At 36.3% G+C, this 20265-nt stretch carries 14 protein-coding genes and 2 tRNA genes; 15 read left to right on the plus strand and 1 reads right to left on the minus strand.

Annotated elements, in window-relative coordinates:
- Nucleotides 1–100 precede the first annotated feature (100 nt).
- The 13 genes from G6534_RS01260 to G6534_RS01320 all read left to right on the plus strand — a co-directional run bounded on the left by G6534_RS01260 (nt 101) and on the right by G6534_RS01320 (nt 16588).
- Complete coding sequence (locus tag G6534_RS01260; RefSeq protein WP_059075220.1) at nt 101–1030, plus strand: FAD:protein FMN transferase; 930 nt, start codon at nt 101–103, stop codon at nt 1028–1030.
- 97 nt (nt 1031–1127) lie between these two features.
- Nucleotides 1128–1736: an NADPH-dependent FMN reductase gene (locus G6534_RS01265; RefSeq protein ID WP_059075224.1), complete on the plus strand. Its 609-nt coding sequence runs from the start codon at nt 1128–1130 to the stop codon at nt 1734–1736.
- 10 nt (nt 1737–1746) lie between these two features.
- Nucleotides 1747–3012, plus strand: coding sequence for an NAD(P)H-dependent oxidoreductase (locus G6534_RS01270; protein WP_059075219.1), 1266 nt, complete (start codon nt 1747–1749; stop codon nt 3010–3012).
- A 1536-nt stretch (nt 3013–4548) separates the two neighbouring features.
- Nucleotides 4549–5889 carry an FAD-dependent oxidoreductase gene (locus tag G6534_RS01275; protein WP_059075232.1) on the plus strand — a complete coding sequence of 447 codons (1341 nt, stop codon included), beginning with the start codon at nt 4549–4551 and terminating at the stop codon, nt 5887–5889.
- A 107-nt stretch (nt 5890–5996) separates the two neighbouring features.
- Nucleotides 5997–6341, plus strand: a complete 345-nt coding sequence (locus G6534_RS01280; protein WP_182083050.1) for a hypothetical protein — start codon at nt 5997–5999, stop codon at nt 6339–6341.
- A 413-nt stretch (nt 6342–6754) separates the two neighbouring features.
- Entirely contained in the window at nt 6755–9295 is a 2541-nt protein-coding gene (locus G6534_RS01285; protein WP_059075234.1) for a YfhO family protein, read from the plus strand.
- A 110-nt stretch (nt 9296–9405) separates the two neighbouring features.
- Nucleotides 9406–10914, plus strand: a complete 1509-nt coding sequence (gene glpK / locus G6534_RS01290; RefSeq protein WP_059075235.1) for a glycerol kinase GlpK — start codon at nt 9406–9408, stop codon at nt 10912–10914.
- Between the two features lie 336 nt (nt 10915–11250).
- A complete protein-coding gene (gene glpK, locus G6534_RS01295) occupies nt 11251–12756 on the plus strand; it encodes a glycerol kinase GlpK (protein ID WP_182083051.1) in 1506 nt (501 codons plus the stop codon).
- Nucleotides 12757–12899: 143 nt separating this feature from the next.
- Nucleotides 12900–14375 (plus strand): peptide MFS transporter, encoded by a 1476-nt coding sequence (locus G6534_RS01300; protein WP_059074087.1) that lies wholly within the window; start codon nt 12900–12902, stop codon nt 14373–14375.
- 129 nt (nt 14376–14504) lie between these two features.
- Nucleotides 14505–14651 carry a hypothetical protein gene (locus G6534_RS01305; protein WP_182083052.1) on the plus strand — a complete coding sequence of 49 codons (147 nt, stop codon included), beginning with the start codon at nt 14505–14507 and terminating at the stop codon, nt 14649–14651.
- Nucleotides 14652–14730: 79 nt separating this feature from the next.
- Nucleotides 14731–16317 carry an SLAP domain-containing protein gene (locus G6534_RS01310; RefSeq protein WP_182083053.1) on the plus strand — a complete coding sequence of 529 codons (1587 nt, stop codon included), beginning with the start codon at nt 14731–14733 and terminating at the stop codon, nt 16315–16317.
- A gap of 111 nt (nt 16318–16428) precedes the next feature.
- A tRNA-Tyr gene (locus G6534_RS01315) sits at nt 16429–16511 on the plus strand.
- 5 nt (nt 16512–16516) lie between these two features.
- A tRNA-Gln gene (locus tag G6534_RS01320) sits at nt 16517–16588 on the plus strand.
- Between the two features lie 147 nt (nt 16589–16735).
- On the opposite strand, the gene pnuC is transcribed toward G6534_RS01320, so the two are convergent.
- Nucleotides 16736–17527 (minus strand): nicotinamide riboside transporter PnuC, encoded by a 792-nt coding sequence (pnuC, locus tag G6534_RS01325; protein WP_059074091.1) that lies wholly within the window; start codon nt 17525–17527, stop codon nt 16736–16738.
- 222 nt (nt 17528–17749) lie between these two features.
- Here pnuC and G6534_RS01330 point away from each other — a divergent pair, with 222 nt between their 5' ends.
- Both G6534_RS01330 and G6534_RS01335 read left to right on the plus strand, forming a co-directional pair.
- The gene (locus G6534_RS01330) at nt 17750–18451 is read left to right on the plus strand and encodes a GntR family transcriptional regulator (protein ID WP_059074092.1); all 702 of its coding nucleotides are present in this window, start codon (nt 17750–17752) and stop codon (nt 18449–18451) included.
- A gap of 79 nt (nt 18452–18530) precedes the next feature.
- Nucleotides 18531–19925, plus strand: a complete 1395-nt coding sequence (locus tag G6534_RS01335) for an O-antigen ligase family protein (protein WP_059074093.1) — start codon at nt 18531–18533, stop codon at nt 19923–19925.
- The last annotated feature ends 340 nt before the right edge of the window (nt 19926–20265 follow it).

Raw genomic sequence — 20265 nt, forward strand, 5'->3', positions numbered from 1 at the left:
ATATTGTGAATAACTTACCTTTGTCGTAAACGACACAAAAGACTATGATAGAGGGTGTTCACTATCGTAAATTATTTTTTTATGAATTGAGGAAAGTTCAATGGGGCTAATTAACAAGAGCTATTATGCATTGGGAACAGTGATCAACTTGTCAGTGGCAGAACCTAGTGGTGTGGCTGATTTAGAGGCTGGTTACAAGTTGATTCAAAACTTTGAAGATAAGTTGACCGTCAATCGTAACGAGTCAGAAGTCATGTCGATCAATCACAATGCCGGTATCAAGCCAGTTCAGGTGCCAGAAGATACGTATGATTTAATCAAACGAGCTGTTTTAGTCAGTCGCAAACATCTAGGCTTTAATGTAGCAATCGGACCTTTAGTCAAATTGTGGAAAATTGGTTTTAAGGGTGCCAACAAGCCTTGTGACAAAGATATCAAGCAACGCTTACAAATTATCGACCCTGAAAAAATAATCCTCGACGACGCCAATATGAGCGTATTTTTGCAAGAAAAAGGTATGGAGATCGACCTTGGTGGTATTGCCAAAGGTTATATTGCTGACGAGATCAAAAAGCTTTGGCAAAAACGTGGTGTTCAGACGGGAATTATTGATTTGGGTGGTAATGTTTTGTTAGTCGGCGACAGTTTGCATGAGGACAAGTTATGGAATATCGGTATTCAAAATCCCATTAAGCCGCGAGATGTCTCCTTAGGTGTCGTGCATATTCCTGAAAAATCAATTGGTACGTCTGGTATTTATGAACGCAAGTTAGTAATTGATGGTCATGAATATCACCACATGTTTGATTCAAAAACTGGCTATCCAATCAAAAATAACCTTGCTAGTGTGACAATTATTAGTGACAAGTCGATTGACGGTGAAATTTGGTCAACGATTGGCTTTTATCAAGGTATAAAACGTGGTATGGCTTTGATTGAAGCACAAAAGGGAATTGAAGCTGTCTTTATTACGAAGGACTTAGAGACCTTTGTTACTAGCGGATTGAAAGATATTTTTAAGAAAATATAACTATACTATATGAAAACAATCACATAATTATATTGCTTTACCTAGTGAAACATTTTACAATTAACATGACAATAAAATAGAAGTGGGATGATTAATGATGAATAAATTTATCGCTATTGTGGGATCAAATTCCCAAAAATCAACCAACCGTGAATTATTGAAGTATATGAAGAGACATTTCCAAGATTACGCTGAAATTGAATTAGTTGAAATCAAGGATTTGCCAATCTTTAAGAAGAGTGCAGATAAGTATGTGCCACAATTGGCCAAAGACATCGCTAAGAAAATTGAGGATGCTGACGGTGTCATTATTGCTACTCCTGAATACGATCACTCTGTAACGGCTGTTTTGTCGAGTGCCTTAGCTTGGCTATCATATGGAATCCATCCATTTGTCGACAAGCCCGTTATGATTACCGGTGCTTCTTATGGATCTCTTGGGTCATCACGTGCCCAAGCTCAATTACGTCAAATCCTTGATTCGCCAGAATTAAAAGCTAGAATTATGCCTAGTTCAGAGTTCCTTTTGGCACATTCATTACAAGCCTTTGATGATGAGGGCAATTTGAAGGATAAAGATGTTGTTAAAGAATTAGACGGTCTCTTCCAAGACTTTCTTCAATTCGTTAATATTTCAAAACAATTGAATAATGCAGAAGACGCTACAAAGCAAAAAGCTGCTACATTCTCATGGGACAAAGACTAGGAGGGATAGTATGAAATTAGTTGGAATTGCTGGATCAATCGCTGATCAATCATATAATCGTACATTATTAAACTTTATCGCCAAACATTTTACAGGACTAATCGACGTCGATGTCTTGGATATCAATGAAGTACCAATGTTCAACCAAGATGATGACCAAACAAATAGCCCCGTTATTCAAAATCTTTGCAAGAAAATTTCAGCTGCTGATGGTGTTATCATTGCTACTCCTGAACACAATCACACTGTTCCTGCAGCCTTGAAGAACGTTATCGAATGGCTATCTTATGAAGTACATCCTTTCGACGGCAAACCCGTTATGATTGTCGGAGCTTCATACCATACTCAAGGGTCATCACGTGCCCAATTACATTTGAGACAAATTCTTGAAGCACCTGGTGTTAATGCGGTTGTCTTGCCTGGTAATGAATTTTTGCTAGGTGACGTTAAAACTGCTTTTGACGAAAATGGTGACTTGAAGGATCAAAGAACAGTTGATTTCTTACAAACTACTTTGCAAAACTTTATCAAATTTGCCAAAGTTATCAACTTGATTAGTCAATCAAACGGCTATCAAGACGAAGACCTTTCTGCTAAAAAAGGAACTGACACAACTATTCAAGGTATCGACATGAACGACGATGACTGGTTGGACAAAGCTGCTAAGAAAGTCAATGCCGTTGAAGGTGGCACTTATGTCAAATTAGACAGTGGTTTGTTGACAGTTGATCAATTGAACTACTTCTTAAAGACTATGCCAGTTGAATTGACTTACGTTGATGAAAATAATCAATTTATTTATTACAACAAAGTTGGCAAAGCTGAAGATATGTTAGCTAAACGTGTTCCTGCTCAAGTCGGAGATGCTTTAGATAAGGTTCACCCTAATATCGAACGCGTTATGAAACACGTTAAACAAGTTATCTATGACTTGAGAAGTGGTAAGACTGATTTAGTTTCAATGCCAGTACCTGGTGGTGACGAAAATCATCACGTAATGCACTATTACAAAGCAATGCATGATGAAAATGACAATTACAAAGGTGTTAACGAATGGGCTGTTGATATCAAACCAATCGTTGACCAATACTTACAACAAACTGGTCAAAAACTAGTCCCAGATCCAAACGCTAAGTTGGATGCTACATCTGGTGCTTCGAAAGATGAAAGTAAATCAGCAGTTGATGCAAACTCTGGCGCTTCAGAATCAGCTGAAGAACCTGCTGTTAAACCTGAAGTAGAAGTAGACGCTACATCTAGTGCTTCTAAAAATTAGATATTGAATATTGTTAATAAAAATCCCGTTAGAATGTAATTTGTTTACAATCTAACGGGATTTTTGTATTGGCGCATGAAATAATTACGATAAAATTAAGTATATGGAATCTAGTCGGTAGCAAAAGCCCTGTGATGGCTCAGCCGCCAAATTATTCTAAGCAACTTGTTGCTTAGAATAAGACCAATCTTGAAGACTTTGCCCGAACTTGGGCTTAGCAAAGGCTCCAAGTTGTGTCGGCAGCGTTCCAGCCAATCACAGGGCTTTTGCGGACGACGGCAGTTTATCACAAAACAGACCTAATATGTTTAACCACATATGTTCAATATATCCGTCTTCGTAATGTTTAAACAAAATCTAATAGAATAAATCAAGAATTGTCATTCGAATAAAAAACGCAAAAAAAACAGCTCGTCTTGGGGGGACGGGCTTGTTTTTTCTGCATTACCAGTAGTGTCAGGGACAAAGTTATGAATGCTTGTGAGGGTTCCATATTTGTCAAATAGAGAGGGATTTGTAATTAATTAATGAAAGCATTCAAAGTAAATTATTGTAATGGGAAACGCATTTGAGGGGGAGAACAAGTTGATTGAGGGGGGCAACTTGTTCTGAATGCGAATGAGTTTTATGGCTACGATATGAGGATGTATCGCAACCTTCTTTGGTTAAAAAAGAAGAATTGCATTTCATATCTTTGCCCCTTTCACAGTTAATAATATAGCATATATGTTTAAACATGTACATTCATTTTTAGAAAAAATAATTTTTTGATTTTGGATAAATAAATATGTAAATAACATGTTATTATATTTAATTCATTGTGGATTTTTTCACGATGTATAGACCATTTTTTTGATATAATGAATTACCCATAAAAATTCTTGTATGATCTATTAGAAAAAAAGAGCAAAAAAAAACAGCTCATCTGGGGGGACGGGCTTGTTTTTTTGTTACACCTAATGTGTAACGGCATTACCAGTAGTGTCAGAGATAAAGGTATGAATGCTTATGAGGTTTCCATATTTGTCAAATAGAGAGGGATTTGTAATTAATTAATGAAAGCATTCAAAGTAAATTATTGTAATGGGATAACGCATTTGAGGGGAGGATAAAGTTGATTGAGGGGGGCAACTTTATCCTGAATGCGAGTAAGCTATTCGGTTACGATATGAGGATGTATCGCAACCTTTAGAGTTAAAAAAGGAAGGAATTGCATTGATCATATCTCTATCTCTTTCACGGTTATAATATAACACATATGTTTAAACAATTAAATTCATTTTAGAAAAAAATAATTATTTGTTTTTAGTTTCACAAATACTTCAATTTATGTGATTATAATGTTAAGTTTATTTTTTCGTTTTGAGAGGATTTAAACGACACTTTGACGTTTTATGGGGCGTAAGTGAGGTGGTTTATACTTTTAATTAGATTTATTTATATTCTATATATATTTTTTAATATAGTATGTAAACGCTTTAATCATGTTAAAATATTAACTATAATGATATTAAATCGTAAAAGGTGGTAATTATTATGAAGGTAAGTATCGTAGGTTGTACACATGCAGGAACTTTTTCAGCAATGAATATTTTGAAGGAACATCCAGATTGGGAAGTTTCCGTTTTTGAAAGAAATGATAATCTTTCTTTCCTATCATGTGGAATCGCACTTTGGGTAAGTGACCGTGTTTCAGATCCTAACAAGATGTTTTATGCTAGTCCCGAAGCTTTGACAGAACTTGGTGCACACATGCACATGCAACATGATGTTACAAATATTGACTTCGATAATAAGAAATTAGCCGTTAAAAATCTAGTTAGTGGGGAAACTTTCGAGCAAGATTATGATAAGTTGGTCATTACTACTGGCTCAGCTCCAGTTATCCCTCCAATTCCAGGTATTGATTCAAGCCGCGTAATGCTTTGCAAGAATTGGACTAATGCCAATGAATTGAAAGAAAATGCTAAAGACATCAAGAGTGCTATCGTTATTGGTGCTGGTTACATCGGTGCTGAACTAGCTGAAGGTTATGCAACTCTTGGTAAAGAAACTACTTTGATTGATGCTTTACCACACGTTTTAGGTAAGAACCTTGACCCTAACATGTCTGCTGTTGCCGAAAAAGATTATCTCGACAATGGTGTAAAACTTGGCATGGGCGAAAAAGTTCAGTCATTTGAAGAAACAGATCATAGTGTAATTGTAAAAACTGATAAAAATACTTATGAAGCTGATATTGCTGTTATGTGTGTTGGCTTCCGTCCTAATACAAAGATGTTCGCTGACGAATTTGAAACTTTGCCAAACGGTGCTTTGATTGTGGATAAATACATGCACACAAGTAAAGAAGACGTCTTCTCAGCTGGTGATGCAGCATCTGTTCACTACAATCCAACAGGCGACAACCAATATATTCCTTTGGCAACTAATTCAGTTCGTCAAGGTATCTTGGTTGGTAAGAATATCGAAAAAGATACTGAAGCTTATATGGGAACACAAGCTAGTTCAGCGGTTGAACTATTCGGCAGAACTTATGCTGCCAGTGGTTTGACTAAAGAACACGCTGAAGTTCTAGGTAAGAAAGTTGATAGTGTATCTCTAGAAGACAACTATCGTCCAGAGTTCATGTTGACAACTACTCCTGTTTTGATGAACCTCGTATGGGATCCAGAAACAAGAGAAATTCTCGGTGGTGCTTTGACAAGCATGTATGATGTATCGCAATCAGCTAACCTCTTGTCATTAGCAATTCAAAAGAAAGTTACGATCGATGAGTTGTCCATGGTTGACTTCTTGTTCCAACCTAACTTCGACAAACCAGTTAACTACGTCAGTGCCTTAGCTGGAGCTGCTGTAGAAAAAGCTGATAAATAATTAATTTATGAATACCCGAATATCACAAATTAAATGTGTTATTCGGGTATTTTTGTGGCTAAAAAAATTATTTCTTCCTATACTGTGGGTAAAGTGGAGGGAATGTTATGGCTGAAGATAGTGATTTCATCATGCGTCAAATTAAGTCGTTTGCGGAAGGCTTTGGTTATATGGTCGGAAAAAAAGACGGCGAAAAAACTGAAGTAGTGTTTGAGCAGCAACAAGGTCAAAGTGACAAAATCCATCGTGATATAACTGAATTGTTGATGCATCAAAAGTATGAACAGGCAATTCAGTACGTTTATGCCCAGAAATTTACTTTAGAAGAAGGACAATATTTTATCTTGGGACAGTGGCTGTTGGGAAAATTAAGTGACATACCAGAAATCAGCCAAGATGTAATAGAAGAGTTTCGCATCAATATAGAGAAGCACCGACCATCTATTAATTAATTCACAAATAATTCAAATTTTAGTACAAACTTTTTCATAATATCTCGGTACTATGTATACATAGTCAAATATGGCTATACAAAAACGAGGTGAATTTTATGAAAAAACATCCTTTGCTCGTGCTTACTGGTGTTTCCGTCTTAGCAACTGTTTGTACTAAGATGATCAGAAATTACAATGGTAAGAAATTTTTAAACTAGAATCACATTACTCAAAAATACAAAAATACAAGAATTAAAAACCATTCACACACATTCAAAACAAAACTTAAATTACGTTAAATCAAGAGGTAGACATTATGAAAAATAATATGATGACAGGCTTGCGCAAGCAAGCCTTTTTTGTTTGGCATCTTTTTTGCAATTATTCGGTTTATCCCATATTATTTGGATAGTTAGTAAGGAGATACAAATATGCTTAAACGTCATGTCCGGTATTATCTTGGAGCGTTTTTTCTTAATTTCGTTATTATTTCGGTTATTTTTGCGTATTTTAAATTAGTGCCTTTTGGTAGTAACAATTTCTTGAGTAGTGACTTGGGAACGCAATATCTGACTTTTTTAACTGAATTGCGGCGTCAGTTAACATCTGGTAATCTGCATTTTTACTTGTTCAGTCAGTCACTAGGGGATAATTTCTTTCCTGTTATGAGCTATTATTTATTGTCACCCTTTAATTTGTTATTGGTCTTTTTTAGTCCAATGGGGATTCCGGCAGCGGCAAATATTATTATCATGCTGAAGATTTCTTCAATGGGCGTGGCAATGGCTTACTTCTTGAAAGAATACTCACAAAAGATTAAATTTACCAATTATATTTTTACTCTAGCTTATAGTTTTTGTGGATTCGTAGCGTCATACTTTTATGATTTGATGTGGCTGGATGCCTTAATAATGTTACCTTTGGTAGCGATAGGCGTTATGCGGGTCATAAAAGAGCAAAAATATCTTCTATATTATTGTTCAATTTTATTGGCCATTATCTTCAACTATTACTTAGGATATATGCTTTGTATTTTTTCATTATGTTTCTTTATTTATACAGGATTTGAGAATAATCTCTTCCGTCAAAATAATAAGTGGAAGATTATTAGAAATTATTTGATCACTTCAGTTTTGGCTGGTTTGAGTTCAGCAGTCGTCTTATTACCAACCTTGGTCGGCATGATGAAAACGGGTAAGACTTCCTTTAATGTTATGAATTATTTGCCATCGGCTCGCTTTGGTTTGGAAGCTTTGACGGAATTAGGAATCGGTGGGAATACTTTTGAACAGCGATTAGAACACGGCCCGTCAGTTTTTATGACCTCGACAATTCTAATTTTGTTGTTGGCATACTTCTTTAGTCCTCGAGTTAATAATAAAGATAAACAAAATTCTACATTCTTGTTAGGGATTTTGCTGATCAGCATGTTTGTGACAACATTCAATACTGTTTGGCATATGTTTCAAAATCCAGCTGGTTTCCCATTTAGAAATAGCTTTATTTTTTCATTCGTATGTATTTTTATTGCCTATAAAGCTTTTGAGGCTGGTGTTTTCAAAGATAAGTCGACAATTATTAAATCCACTTGTGTAGCAGGGATTTTACTCTGCATTGGCTATTCGACGGAATGGCTGTTGCCAAAGATTATTGAGCGACTTGGTTTTGCAATTCCAGATAATAATTACAATGGTTATTTCTTCTGGCTAAGTATTATTTGTATCATTATCTCCGGTGTGATTTTGCTAGTTCTTAATAGTAATAAAAAGTTCTTCGGCTTGTTGATGCTGATAATGATGTTTGAAATTGTGGCTAATTTTAATTCGGTTATCAGTACTGCGGGATTAGGTAATCAATTAGTTTATCGAGAGGAATTTAAGAAAGAAAATAATATCCTAGCTGATGTGAAGGCAAGAAGTCATTTGGGACATCGAATAATTGTCTCCAAATCTGGTTTGAATAAGGCCTTTCCGGAAAAATACAACAATTATAATGATCCGATTTTGTTCAACATCAACGGGTTAAGTCTGTATAGCTCCACTTTGAATCAAAAGACTCTGGAAATGATGAATAACTTGGGCTACTACAGTATCAATGTTCGCCGTATCAGTTATTTTGGTGGGACAAATTTGACCAATGCCTTGCTGGGCGTTTATTATCGAGTCCGTCAGTGGGATAATCATTATTACGTCGAAGAAAATTATAATGCACCATCATTAGGTTTCATGGTCAATAAAGATGTCTATGGATACAAGATGAAAAATGGTCACGCTTTGGATAACCAGGATCGTTTATGGCAGGCTTTGAATGGCAATAGTACCGAATATTTAAAAAATGCTACACTCAATAGCATGCAACAGACGACGACTGAAGGTAAAACGCTCTATACGTATCAAATGACTACTCGTGCTAGTGGTCCATTGTACTTTTATAAAACGCCGTTAAATTACGACAAAACTAAGATTTATGTTGATGGCAAGCGTGTCAAAACTAGTAATATGAATGTTTATAAGGCAGCTACATTGCGTTTGGGGCATTTTAAGAAGAATCAAAAAGTTCAAGTAAAGATTTTGACGAAGAAGATATTTGATTTGAATCCTGAATACTTCCAATCATTGGATCAACCGAAATTCTTAAAGTCCTTGTATAAATTCCAAGATAATTCCTTGAAAATCAGTTCTGACCTGAATCACGATACTGTTCGTGGAACCATCAATGTCGAAAAAGCAGGGCCAATGTTGTTCAGTATTCCTTACGATGATGGTTGGAGTGCCACAGTCGATGGTCAGAAAGTCAAACTTCATCAAGTGGTCGATAACTTAATGGCGATTGATTTAGACAAGGGACAACATAAAGTTGAATTGAACTATCAAGTACCAGGGCTTAAAATTGGTTGGATAGTTTCAGTTGTGTCAGTTATTTTGTTTATCAGTTTTGAATTATTAAATTATAGAACTAAAAAATATAATTAAATGACTTGTAAAACAAAATATTAGAAAAATAGCTAGAATTATTTGCATTATTCTGGAGATGTTATAATATTTTGGTATGAAGCGTTTACATTAATAAATGAGGTGAAATAATGTCAAGTGAATATGTTATGGCAATCGATGAAGGAACCACTAGTACTCGGGCAATAATTTTTGATAAAGCTGGGACGAAAATTGCCGATGCCCAACGTGAATTTACGCAACATTTTCCACAACCTGGCTGGGTCGAGCACGATGCTAATGAAATTTGGAATGCCGTTCAATCGACAATTGCCAATGTTTTTATTGAATCTGGCATCAAGCCTAGACAAATCAAAGGTATTGGAATTACCAATCAACGTGAAACTACCATTATTTGGGATAAGAAAACAGGTTTGCCAATTTACAACGCTATTGTTTGGCAAAGTCGACAAACTTCAGATATTGCCGCTAAGTTGGAAAAAGATGGCTATGAGGATATGATTCATGAAAAAACTGGGTTGTTGATTGACCCATATTTCTCAGCTACAAAGATTCGTTGGATTCTAGATCATGTTGACGGAGCTCAAGAACGTGCTGAAAAAGGTGAATTGCTCTTTGGAACAATCGACACATGGATTCTTTGGAAATTGTCTGGTGGAGCTGCCCATGTAACAGACTACTCGAATGCCAGTCGGACGATGTTATACAATATTCACGACCTCAAGTGGGACGATGATATTCTAAAAGTATTGAATATTCCTAAGGCCATGTTGCCAGAAGTTCGCCCCAATTCAGAAGTTTACGCTAAGACAAAAGGTTATCATTTCTATGGTTCAGAAGTTCCAATTGCTGGAATGATTGGTGATCAACAGTCAGCATTGTTTGGCCAAATGGCCTTTGAACCAGGGATGGTCAAGAATACTTATGGAACTGGTGCCTTTATCGTGATGAATACCGGTGAGAAGCCTCAGTTATCAGATAATAATTTGTTAACAACGATTGGTTATGGTATTAATGGTAAAGTTTATTATGCGCTAGAGGGTAGTATTTTCGTAGCTGGTTCAGCCATTCAATGGTTGCGTGATGCAATGCATTTGGTTGATTCAGCCCCAGAATCAGAAGAAGCCGCTTTGAATTCTCAAGATGATGATGAAGTTTACGTCGTACCAGCTTTCACTGGCTTGGGTGCACCTTATTGGGATGCTGATGCTCGTGGTGCAGTGTTCGGTTTGACTAGAGGAACGACAAAAAATGATTTCATCAAAGCCACTTTGCAATCGTTGGCTTACCAAAGTCGTGATGTTATTGAAACGATGAAACGTGATACCGGTATCGATATTCCAACCCTTAAAGTTGACGGTGGTGCTGCAAATAATCGTTATTTGATGCAGTTCCAAGCTGATATTTTACAAACGCCCGTTCAACGTGCCAAAGATTTGGAAACTACTGCTTTGGGAGCTGCATTTTTAGCTGGACTAGCAGTAGGGTATTGGGATAGTCTAGAAGATATTAAGAAACAATATGCAACAGGTGCTACTTTTGAACCAGAAATGGATGTTAAACGTACTGATTATCTTTATGAAGGTTGGAAAGAAGCAGTTAGTGCAACAAGAAAGTTCAAACATAAGGCGACAAAGTAAAAAATTCTGAACTTTAGTTAATGTAGTATTCCGTCCTCCATAGCAAAGAAAATTTGGCTGGAACGTAGTGGGCACGATTTTGAGCTTTTGCATAAACCAAGTGCGCAAAATCTCAAAACTCGGCCTTATTCTAAGCAACAAGTTGCTTAGAATAATTTCACTACTGAGCCAATTTTCTTTGCTATTCCGGACTAGATAGTAATTCTATTTTTTATTTCTTGAAATAAGGAGTAAGAAATATGATTTAGTCGGTAGTGACGAAAGATTAATGTTAACCTTAGTTTATTTAAGAATCATAAAGGCGGAGACGCCTTTTTTCGTATTTAGGAGTTAACAATGGAAAAAGAATACATTTTAGCAATTGATGAAGGGACAACGACGGCTCGGGCTATTATTTTTGACCACAGTGGTAAAAAGGTAGCTGTTGCCAGACACCCAATTCAACAAATTTTACCGAATCCTGGTTGGGTCGAACATGATCCCAATCTGATTTGGAATGCTGTACAAACTACTATCGCTACTGCTCTGATTGATTCAGGTATTAAACCCGATCAGATCAAAGCAATTGGGATTGCTAGTCAAAGAGAGACAACTGTTGTTTGGGATAAAGAGACTGGTTTGCCAATTTATAATGCCATCGTTTGGCAAAGTCGACAAACTGTTCACTTGGCTAATGACATGATCAAGGCTGGTTTCAAAGATGAAATTCATAAAAAGACTGGTTTGATTATCAGCCCTTATTTCTCAGCTACTAAAATTCGTTGGATTCTCAATCACGTTGAAGGTGCTCAGGAGCGTGCTGAAAAAGGTGAATTGCTCTTTGGAACTATTAATACGTGGTTGTTATGGAAGTTGACTGATGGGGCCAGCTTTATGACCGATTATGCCAATGCTAGTCGGACGATGTTGTTCAATATCAATACTTTGCAATGGGATGAAGATTTATTAAAGCTCTTTAATATTCCTAAAGCTATGTTGCCAGAAGTTAAATCGAATTCAGAAGTATTTGGAATAACTAAAAATTATCAATTTTATGGTTCGGAAATTCCAATTTCTGGGATGACTGGTTCTCAACAAGCCTCACTCTTTGGTCAAATGGCCTTTGAAAAGGGAATGGTCAAAAATACTTACGGAACTGGTGCTTTTGCGGTCATGAATACCGGTGACAAACCAGCTTTATCCGATAATAATTTGTTAACGACGATTGCTTACGGTATCAACGGTGAAATCAAGTATGCCTTAGAAGGTAGTGTATTCGTGGCTGGAGCGGCGTTACAGTGGTTGCGTGATGATATGCGTTTGATCAACAATACTCCGCAAACTTCAGATTATGCAAAAGATTCAACCGATCATGATGAAGTTTATGTCGTTCCAGCTTTTGCCGGTTTGGGTGCACCTTATTGGGATAACCAAGCACACGGTACGATGTTTGGAATTACTCGTGGCACAACTGATAAGGACTTGGTCAAAGCGACGTTGCAGGCGATTGCATATCAAACGAAAGATATCATTGAAACGATGAGTTCTGATGCTAAGATGCCAATTGAAGTCTTAAAAGTCGACGGAGCAGCATCTGCCAATGATTACTTGATGCAATTTCAAGCTGATATTTTAGGGATTTCTCTCCAGCGTTCATCAGAATTGGAAACCACTTCATTAGGAGTTGCTTTTATGGCTGGTTTAGGAATTGGTTTCTGGAAAGATATCGACGATATTAAGAAGAACTATCAAACTGGTAAGATGTATCAACCAAAAATGAAAGAATCTCTTAGAAATGATCTTTATGATGGCTGGAAAGAGGCTGTTAAAGCAACAATGGCCTTCAAACATAACGCTAAATAATAAGAACCTATATTAAAAGGCTCTTATTTTTTTTTGCCTATATATAAGGCTTTGAGAACTGTTTATTAAAAAATGCTTTGACACTTTTGATTTGTAAGTTTAATATTAATGTATTATTTGTGTAATGTGAGGAGAATTTTTTAATGGACGAAAAGAAAGACCGAGGATTTTTCGGTCAACCGATAGGGTTACGTACATTATTCCTAACTGAATTTTGGGAAAGATTCAGTTACTATGGTATGCGTGCCATTTTGCTATTCTACATGTACTATGCTGTAACAAAGGGCGGACTTGGTATGGACCGTACCACTGCAGCATCTGTCATGTCTATCTACGGTTCACTAGTTTATATGTCTAGTGTGCTTGGTGGATTTATCAGTGATAGACTTTTGGGACCTAGAAGAACTGTCTTCTGGGGTGGTGTCTTGATCATGTTTGGTCATATCGTATTGTCACTCCCAATGGGCGAAACTGGTTTGTTTGTATCAATTGGACTTATTGTTATTGGTACTGGTTTATTGAAGCCAAACGTATCTGAAATGGTTGGTGGATTGTATACCGAAGGAGATCCAAGACGTGATTCTGGTTTCAGTATTTACGTTATGGGTATCAACTTGGGTTCACTTGTTGCTCCACAAGCCGTTACAACGATGTGGAATCACTTTAATTTCCATGCTGGTTTCTCATTAGCTGCTATTGGTATGTTCTTAGGATTAGTAGTTTACTGGTGGGATGGTCGTAAGTACCTTCCTAAAGAAAGTTTACAAGCACCAGATCCAATTACTGATGCTGAACGTAGTAAATTCTACAAACGTGTCATCATTGGTGTAATTGCACTTGTTGTTATTGTTGTAATTATGATGATTATGAATGCTTTCACAGTTGACAACTTTATTACTATCTTGAGTATCTTGGGTATCGCTTTGCCTGTTGGTTACTTCGTAATGATGCTAACAAGTAAAAAGGTTACAAAGATCGAAAGATCACGTGTATTTGCTTATATTCCATTGTTCATCGCTGCTGCAATTTTCTGGGCAATTGAAGAACAAGGCTCTGTTGTTTTGGCACTTTTCGCTGCTGAACAAACTCAATTAAACTTTGCTGGTTTGCATTTGTCAGCTCCACAATTCCAAATGCTTAACCCATTCTTCATCATTATCTATACACCATTCTTTGCATGGTTATGGATTAAATTGGCTAAACGTCAACCATCATCACCATCTAAGTTCTGGATGGGGTTAGTTGCTACAGCCATTTCATACTTTGTTTTGATTATTCCTTTGATTGGCTTAGCTCCCGGTGGCAAAGTTAGTCCACTATGGCTAGTTCTAAGTTGGGGTATCATTGAAATTGGTGAAATGTTGATTTCTCCAGTTGGTTTGTCAGCCACAACAAAACTTGCTCCTAAGGCCTTCAGAGGTCAAATGATGAGTATGTGGTTCCTAGCTGATTCAGCTGGACAAGCTGCCAATGCTCAATTAGTTAAGTTATTCGAACCAGGAAACCCACAAAATGAAATGATGTTCTTCGGTGTAACTGGTATCGTTACATTAGTTGCCGCAGTTATCTTGATTATGTTTGTACCTAAGATCAAGAAATTGATGGCCGGTGTTAACTAAAAAATCGTATATTAAACTAAGTCATAACTTCGGTTATGGCTTTTTTGTTTTCTGACGAAAAAATATTTAAAATTCTTTATGAAATCGTTTACAATATTGATATAAACATTTGTAGAGGAGCGAGTGTTCATGAGGAAGAAAATCGAGCTGTTGATTCTTAGTTTCATCGCAGCACTAGCAATAGTCTTGGGAATTGCCCAAACTACCAAAGCTGTACAGATTAATAATGATCAAAAAGTTGTTACCTTGAGCGTAAGTCGGGTAGCAACTTTTTGATTTTTGATATAAAAATACTTCTATTTGGGGCTATAATAATCCAAATGAAAAGGCTAACAATCATAGAAGGGGTGATTTTATGAAGAAATTAGTTAAAACTTTAATTTATAGTTTAGCTGTTTTTATTGGAATTTTCGGTATGGGGCAGTTGAATGTTTTGGCTGACGATTCTGATCAAAATTCTACTGGTACCACGACAGGTGAACAGAGTGAATCTCTTAATGTCGATGAACAAAAATGGGGAGATAATGCCTCTTGGTCGATTAAAGATGATGTGCTTTATTTAAATGGTACTGAAATATCTGATAATGAAAAGGGAGATCTCACAGTTCCGTGGTCTCAATATTATGAACAAATTAAAAAGGTTGTAATTAATTCTGATAATAATAGTAAATTACTACTTCCAAGTAATTCTAGTTATTTATTTGCAAATATGACGAATGTAACTGAAATTGGTGGGCTTAATAAGTTGGATGTGTCTAAAGTTGATAGTTTTGAAGGGATGTTTGCAGAAGATAATTTTCTTCTTAATATAGACTTAAGTAGTTTTGAGCCTAATCAGGAAAAAGAGTTAAATCTTTCAAAGATGTTTAATGATGATTTTCGTTTGCATGAGGTAGATATAAGCAAATTTACGAATTCGAATGACAATATAAAAAATATATTTTATAAAACTAATCGATTGTATCAAATTAAGATTTCTGGTTTGGATTTTTCCAAGGATTCAGGTCTTGATGTGGATTCATGGATAAACCCAAATGATGAAAAAGAAAATCAAGCAGAATATCCACAGGGTGGAACAGATGTTAGTACTTGGAATTTGAAAGTAAGTGAAAAAAATATGAGTGAGACCTTTTTTACTTTCGGATTGTATTCTAATAAAAGTGTTACGTTAAATAGTGATGACTTAGAGGATTCTGAACCTTCAGGAGATTATAGTTCTATGCTTGCTTCTGATTTTTCGGGAGAAAAGCTTTTTATGGGAGCATTAACAATTAAAAAGAGTGTTTTTTCTTATGTAGGGCAAACCATAACAATTCAGGCTCCAAGTATTTCCGGATATACGGCAAATCCTAATACGGTCAAAATAAAATTAAAGACATTTAATGGGGATCCTAATAAGATTGGTGCATATGTGTTAGACGTGTCAAAAAGTGAAAAATCTTTTGCGGTTATTCAAAATGGGAATAGAATGGAAAATAATTACACAATTTACTACACTAAAAATCCGTCCGCACCAACAGTAACTTCCAAATTCACACACAAACTTCAAACCTTAACCACATACCCAGATCAAGATTCTGCCGACATTTATGATGAAGATGGTAACCTAAGTAAAACTGTTGCTCTTTCACCAAACTCAAATTGGCAAACCGACGAGTACATGACTATTAAAGGCGAGAAGTACTACCGTGTAGCAACTAATGAATTCGTCAAAGCTTCTGATATTTACCTATACAAGGATAAAGATTCAGTAGTTAGAACTCACGATGGAGCTGACTATATCTCGCTAGATAATTCTCACGGCGATACAGTAACCAATCGTGCTTTAGCTGTCAAAACTGATTGGAAAATTGATAAAGTAATTAAAATTAATAATGAAGATTATTATCGTGTAGCGACAAATGAGTTCGTAAAAGCCGATAATGTCGACGTTATAAGGTAGTTAAAAAGATGAATCTGAAAATGATTCATCTTTTTTTGCAAAAAACTCTTGAAATGGTCTGTTATTTTCGGTAATATAATTAAGTCGGATAAAGACATGTGGTAAACACATGGAGGGGTAGCGAAGTCTGGCTAAACGCGGCGGACTGTAAATCCGCTCCTTCGGGTTCGGTGGTTCGAATCCACTCCCCTCCATTCATTGGGTTATAGCCAAGCGGTAAGGCAACGGGTTTTGATCCCGTCATGCGCTGGTTCGAATCCAGCTAACCCAATTTATTTACCAGTTAGTCGTCAACAAGAATAAACTTGTTTGACGGCTTTTTTTATTCCACAAAGAAAAAACACCGACGATTGTCGATGCTTAAGTGACTACACGATGGATAATTGCTTTTTGACGGTTATATTAAATGTTTCAAATATTATTGTTGGTCTCTAGGTTTAAACCAAAGATAGGCGCCATAAATGGCATTAGCCAACATAATTATTTGTAGAACGAACATCGAAGTGGAAGCAGGGCTAACTACTTGCAATTGGTTGAACCAGATGACAACATTAATGACATCAAGAGTGATCCAGGCAATCCACTGGGAACGATAACCATAAGTCATTAGAACTTGTCCAACAATTCCTAATGGCAAAAGAGTAGCATCTAAGTAAACTTGGACGCCATTCAAATGTTTACTGAAGAATAAAACAATGAAATAAATAATAAAGGTCGCCAAGAACCAGAAGATTCCTTCACGCCAAGTTAATTTGCGAGAATTTACTTCTTCTTGGTCAGCTTGGGTGATCTCACGATGCCAAACTGAAAGACCTACGAATTGCATAATTAAATAAAACGACTGCGAAGCGATATCGCCAATTAAACGGTTGTTAATGGCAATGATTAGCCAAACGACACAACCTAAGACGCCCCAACTATAATTAGTCAAACGACCTTGGTCAACTAAGATTAGATTCAAGACAACGGAAGTACCAGTGATGACACCGATCCAACCTGAAAATCCAAAATCTTTTCCCAAGATAAATGAAGCCCAAGTTGCTAAAAGCATAATAGCCATCATGATCTTAGTCGTTTTCTTGAGGGTTCTTAATTCATGCACATTTCGTTGCAAGTTGAACACCTGTCCAAGTGCATTTGGCAAATCTCTTAAAGCAGCAGAAAAACGTTCAGTGAAACTACTATTTGAATTATTGGAATAATTATCCATGTGATAAAAAATCTCCTTGTTTGTTTTTAGACAGCCGTATCGGAAGCAACGCTGTTAGATCGTGTAGTCACTTGCGTTTTAGAATATACTGATTAGTTTTTTATGTCAATTGATATAGACCTATTATTGTATTTGTTATAATTGTTTTTAGACCAATTCTTAATTTTTTACAAAAATACTGTATAATTAACAGAAGTAATGCTTAAAGGGAGTGCCAAATAAATGAAGGTACCAGTATATATACAAATTCACAATGAAATTAGAAAAGAAATCGAATCTGGCAAGTGGGCTGTTGGGGAACGTATCCCGTCAGAAAGACAGCTTTCACAAGACTTTGATGTCAGTCGGATGACACTTCGCCAAGCAATCCAAACTTTAGTCGATGAGGGAATTTTGCAACGACAAGTTGGATCAGGAACTTATGTTGCTAGTAGCAAGGTTCAAGAAAAGATGTCAGGAACGACTAGTTTTACCGAAATCACTGAAAGCCAAGGAAAGAAGCCTTCAAGTAAGACTGTTTCTTATCATGTGGCTGATCCATCAATCAGTGAATTAGAAAAATTAAAATTAAAAGATGGCGACCAAATTTTACGAATGGAAAGAATTCGTTACGCCGATCAACAACCAATTTGTTTTGAAGTTGCGACTATACCGATAAATATCGTCAACAGTTTGAATAAAAAAGACATAACGTCTTCACTTTATAAAGCACTTGAGGACAAAGCTGGGTTAAAATTAGGTAACGCTACGCAAACTGTTTCTGCTATTTTAGCTTCAGAAAAAATCGCTAATTTCTTGAACGTTAAGCGTGGTTCAGCAATCTTACGTGTTCGCCAAGTAACAACTTTGGATGATGGTAGACCATTTGAATACGTTCGTTCACAATACGCTGGAGATCGTTTTGAATTTTATCTAGAAAGATAGATAATCAATTTCTTTAGAATTAGATTTAAGGTAAGATATAACCTACACATGTTTTAAATTTTTAAACTGGGAGTCACTTATGCAAAGCTTTATAAAAAAGTATAGTATCTTTTTGATGCTGTACATTATCTTTCAACCAGTATTAGATGCCGTTACTGGTACGATGATGCGTTTTAACATCAATATTACCTTCGGGGTATTGATCAGAATGGTCGTCATGGCGATAACGGTATTCTACATATTATTGTTCTTGATTTTGAATCGAGATAATAAACACGGGTTTCGAATAATTGGTTACTTCGTATTATTAGCAGTAGTGTCAGCTATTAGTTTGGCAATCAATTACAAAACTAAAACTCTATTTATTCCATCTTTGGAAATTACGACTTTAGCAAAGAGTTTGTATTATCCAATTATGTTGCTCGGATATTTTTACGCTTTTGAAGAATTAGCTGAGGATCGAATCATCAATCGCTTTTTCCCAAAGGTAGTCTTTATTGCGGTCAACATTATCAGTATCATCATGATTGTGGCTCACTTCACTAATACTAGTTTCAGTTCATACTCATACTACAAATTAGGAGAGAGCGGTTGGTTCTTCGCAGCCAACGAATTGAGTGCAATCGTTTCAATCTCTTTCCCAATTATGGTTTGGTATGCACTTAAGAAAATTAATACTTGGTCAAAAATTTACTATTGGCTAACGATTGTTATCGCAATTTACTCAGCACTGTTAATTGGAACAAAGGGTTCTTTATTAGCTATCGTGTTTGGTATTTGCATGGCTATCTTGGCAGCAGTGATTCAATTCTTCCAAGACAGCGGTCGTCGCAAATACATGGCTGGAATCATCGTTATGCTAGTTATAACGCTAGGTGGAATTTTTGCCGCCTATCCAGCAATGGCCGTTTCTAGAACAGCTGAATTGCACAGTGATATGATTAAGTACAAGAAGAAACAAGCTAAGACAAAAAAAGGTATCACTAAAGATCAAAAGAAGTACGTTGAAACTAATAAGACCGTTTCTTACTTATTCAGTGGTCGGACAGTTTACTTTGAAAATGCGGCTGATAACTTCTCCAAAGCAACGCCTGCACAAAAGGCTTTTGGAATGGGTTACGCTACTAACTTCAAGAGTGAAAAGAAAGCTAAGTTGGTTGAAATGGATTACGTCGATATCTTCTTCCAATTTGGTTTTATCGGAACTATCGTTTACTTAGCACCACTAGCTTATTGCTTGATTTACCTAATTGGAGTTTTCCTTAGAAAATTCAAGTACATGTGGTCATTTAAGTGGGCAATGCTAGTTTCCAGTGTTGCTTTAGGATTCGGAATGGCTTTGATGACGGGACATGTTATTGAAGCACCTTCAGTAAGTATTTATTTCGTTACCATTTTGAGTTATGCAATGTTGAATGCACGAATCTTTTTAAGATCTGGTGAAGATCCTTATACAATTGATGTAGAAGAATAATAAAAAATCCTGTTAGAAATTAGATTTTCTAACGGGATTTTTTTGTGTGAAGTATGCCGTCGTCCGCAAAAGCCCTGTGATTGGCTGGAACGCTGCCGGCACTATTTTGAGCTTTTGCATGGCCCCAAAGACGCAAAATCTCAAAACTAGGCCTTCTTGTAAGTGCTAAAGCACTAACAAGAATCTGGCGGCTGAGCCATCACAGGGATTTTGCTCCCGACTAGATTTCAATATCTATTTGAAAAGAATTAGACACATACTTTTTGAGTAACATCCATATTTCTTTATACCAAAAAAAGAAGATATTACCAGAAATGCAGCAATATACTGCAATTCCAAT

The sequence above is a fragment of the Companilactobacillus pabuli genome, from assembly GCF_014058425.1.
GTDB lineage: Bacteria > Bacillota > Bacilli > Lactobacillales > Lactobacillaceae > Companilactobacillus > Companilactobacillus pabuli.

Bases quoted from the DNA above. Each gene is read 5' to 3' on its own strand.
- G6534_RS01260 (WP_059075220.1), top strand. From the start codon at position 101: ATGGGGCTAATTAACAAGAGCTATTATGCATTGGGAACAGTGATCAAC.
- G6534_RS01265 (WP_059075224.1), top strand. From the start codon at position 1,128: ATGAATAAATTTATCGCTATTGTGGGATCAAATTCCCAAAAATCAACC.
- G6534_RS01270 (WP_059075219.1), top strand. From the start codon at position 1,747: ATGAAATTAGTTGGAATTGCTGGATCAATCGCTGATCAATCATATAAT.
- G6534_RS01275 (WP_059075232.1), top strand. From the start codon at position 4,549: ATGAAGGTAAGTATCGTAGGTTGTACACATGCAGGAACTTTTTCAGCA.
- G6534_RS01280 (WP_182083050.1), top strand. From the start codon at position 5,997: ATGGCTGAAGATAGTGATTTCATCATGCGTCAAATTAAGTCGTTTGCG.
- G6534_RS01285 (WP_059075234.1), top strand. From the start codon at position 6,755: ATGCTTAAACGTCATGTCCGGTATTATCTTGGAGCGTTTTTTCTTAAT.
- glpK (WP_059075235.1), top strand. From the start codon at position 9,406: ATGTCAAGTGAATATGTTATGGCAATCGATGAAGGAACCACTAGTACT.
- glpK (WP_182083051.1), top strand. From the start codon at position 11,251: ATGGAAAAAGAATACATTTTAGCAATTGATGAAGGGACAACGACGGCT.
- G6534_RS01300 (WP_059074087.1), top strand. From the start codon at position 12,900: ATGGACGAAAAGAAAGACCGAGGATTTTTCGGTCAACCGATAGGGTTA.
- G6534_RS01305 (WP_182083052.1), top strand. From the start codon at position 14,505: ATGAGGAAGAAAATCGAGCTGTTGATTCTTAGTTTCATCGCAGCACTA.
- G6534_RS01310 (WP_182083053.1), top strand. From the start codon at position 14,731: ATGAAGAAATTAGTTAAAACTTTAATTTATAGTTTAGCTGTTTTTATT.
- pnuC (WP_059074091.1), bottom strand. From the start codon at position 17,527: ATGGATAATTATTCCAATAATTCAAATAGTAGTTTCACTGAACGTTTT.
- G6534_RS01330 (WP_059074092.1), top strand. From the start codon at position 17,750: ATGAAGGTACCAGTATATATACAAATTCACAATGAAATTAGAAAAGAA.
- G6534_RS01335 (WP_059074093.1), top strand. From the start codon at position 18,531: ATGCAAAGCTTTATAAAAAAGTATAGTATCTTTTTGATGCTGTACATT.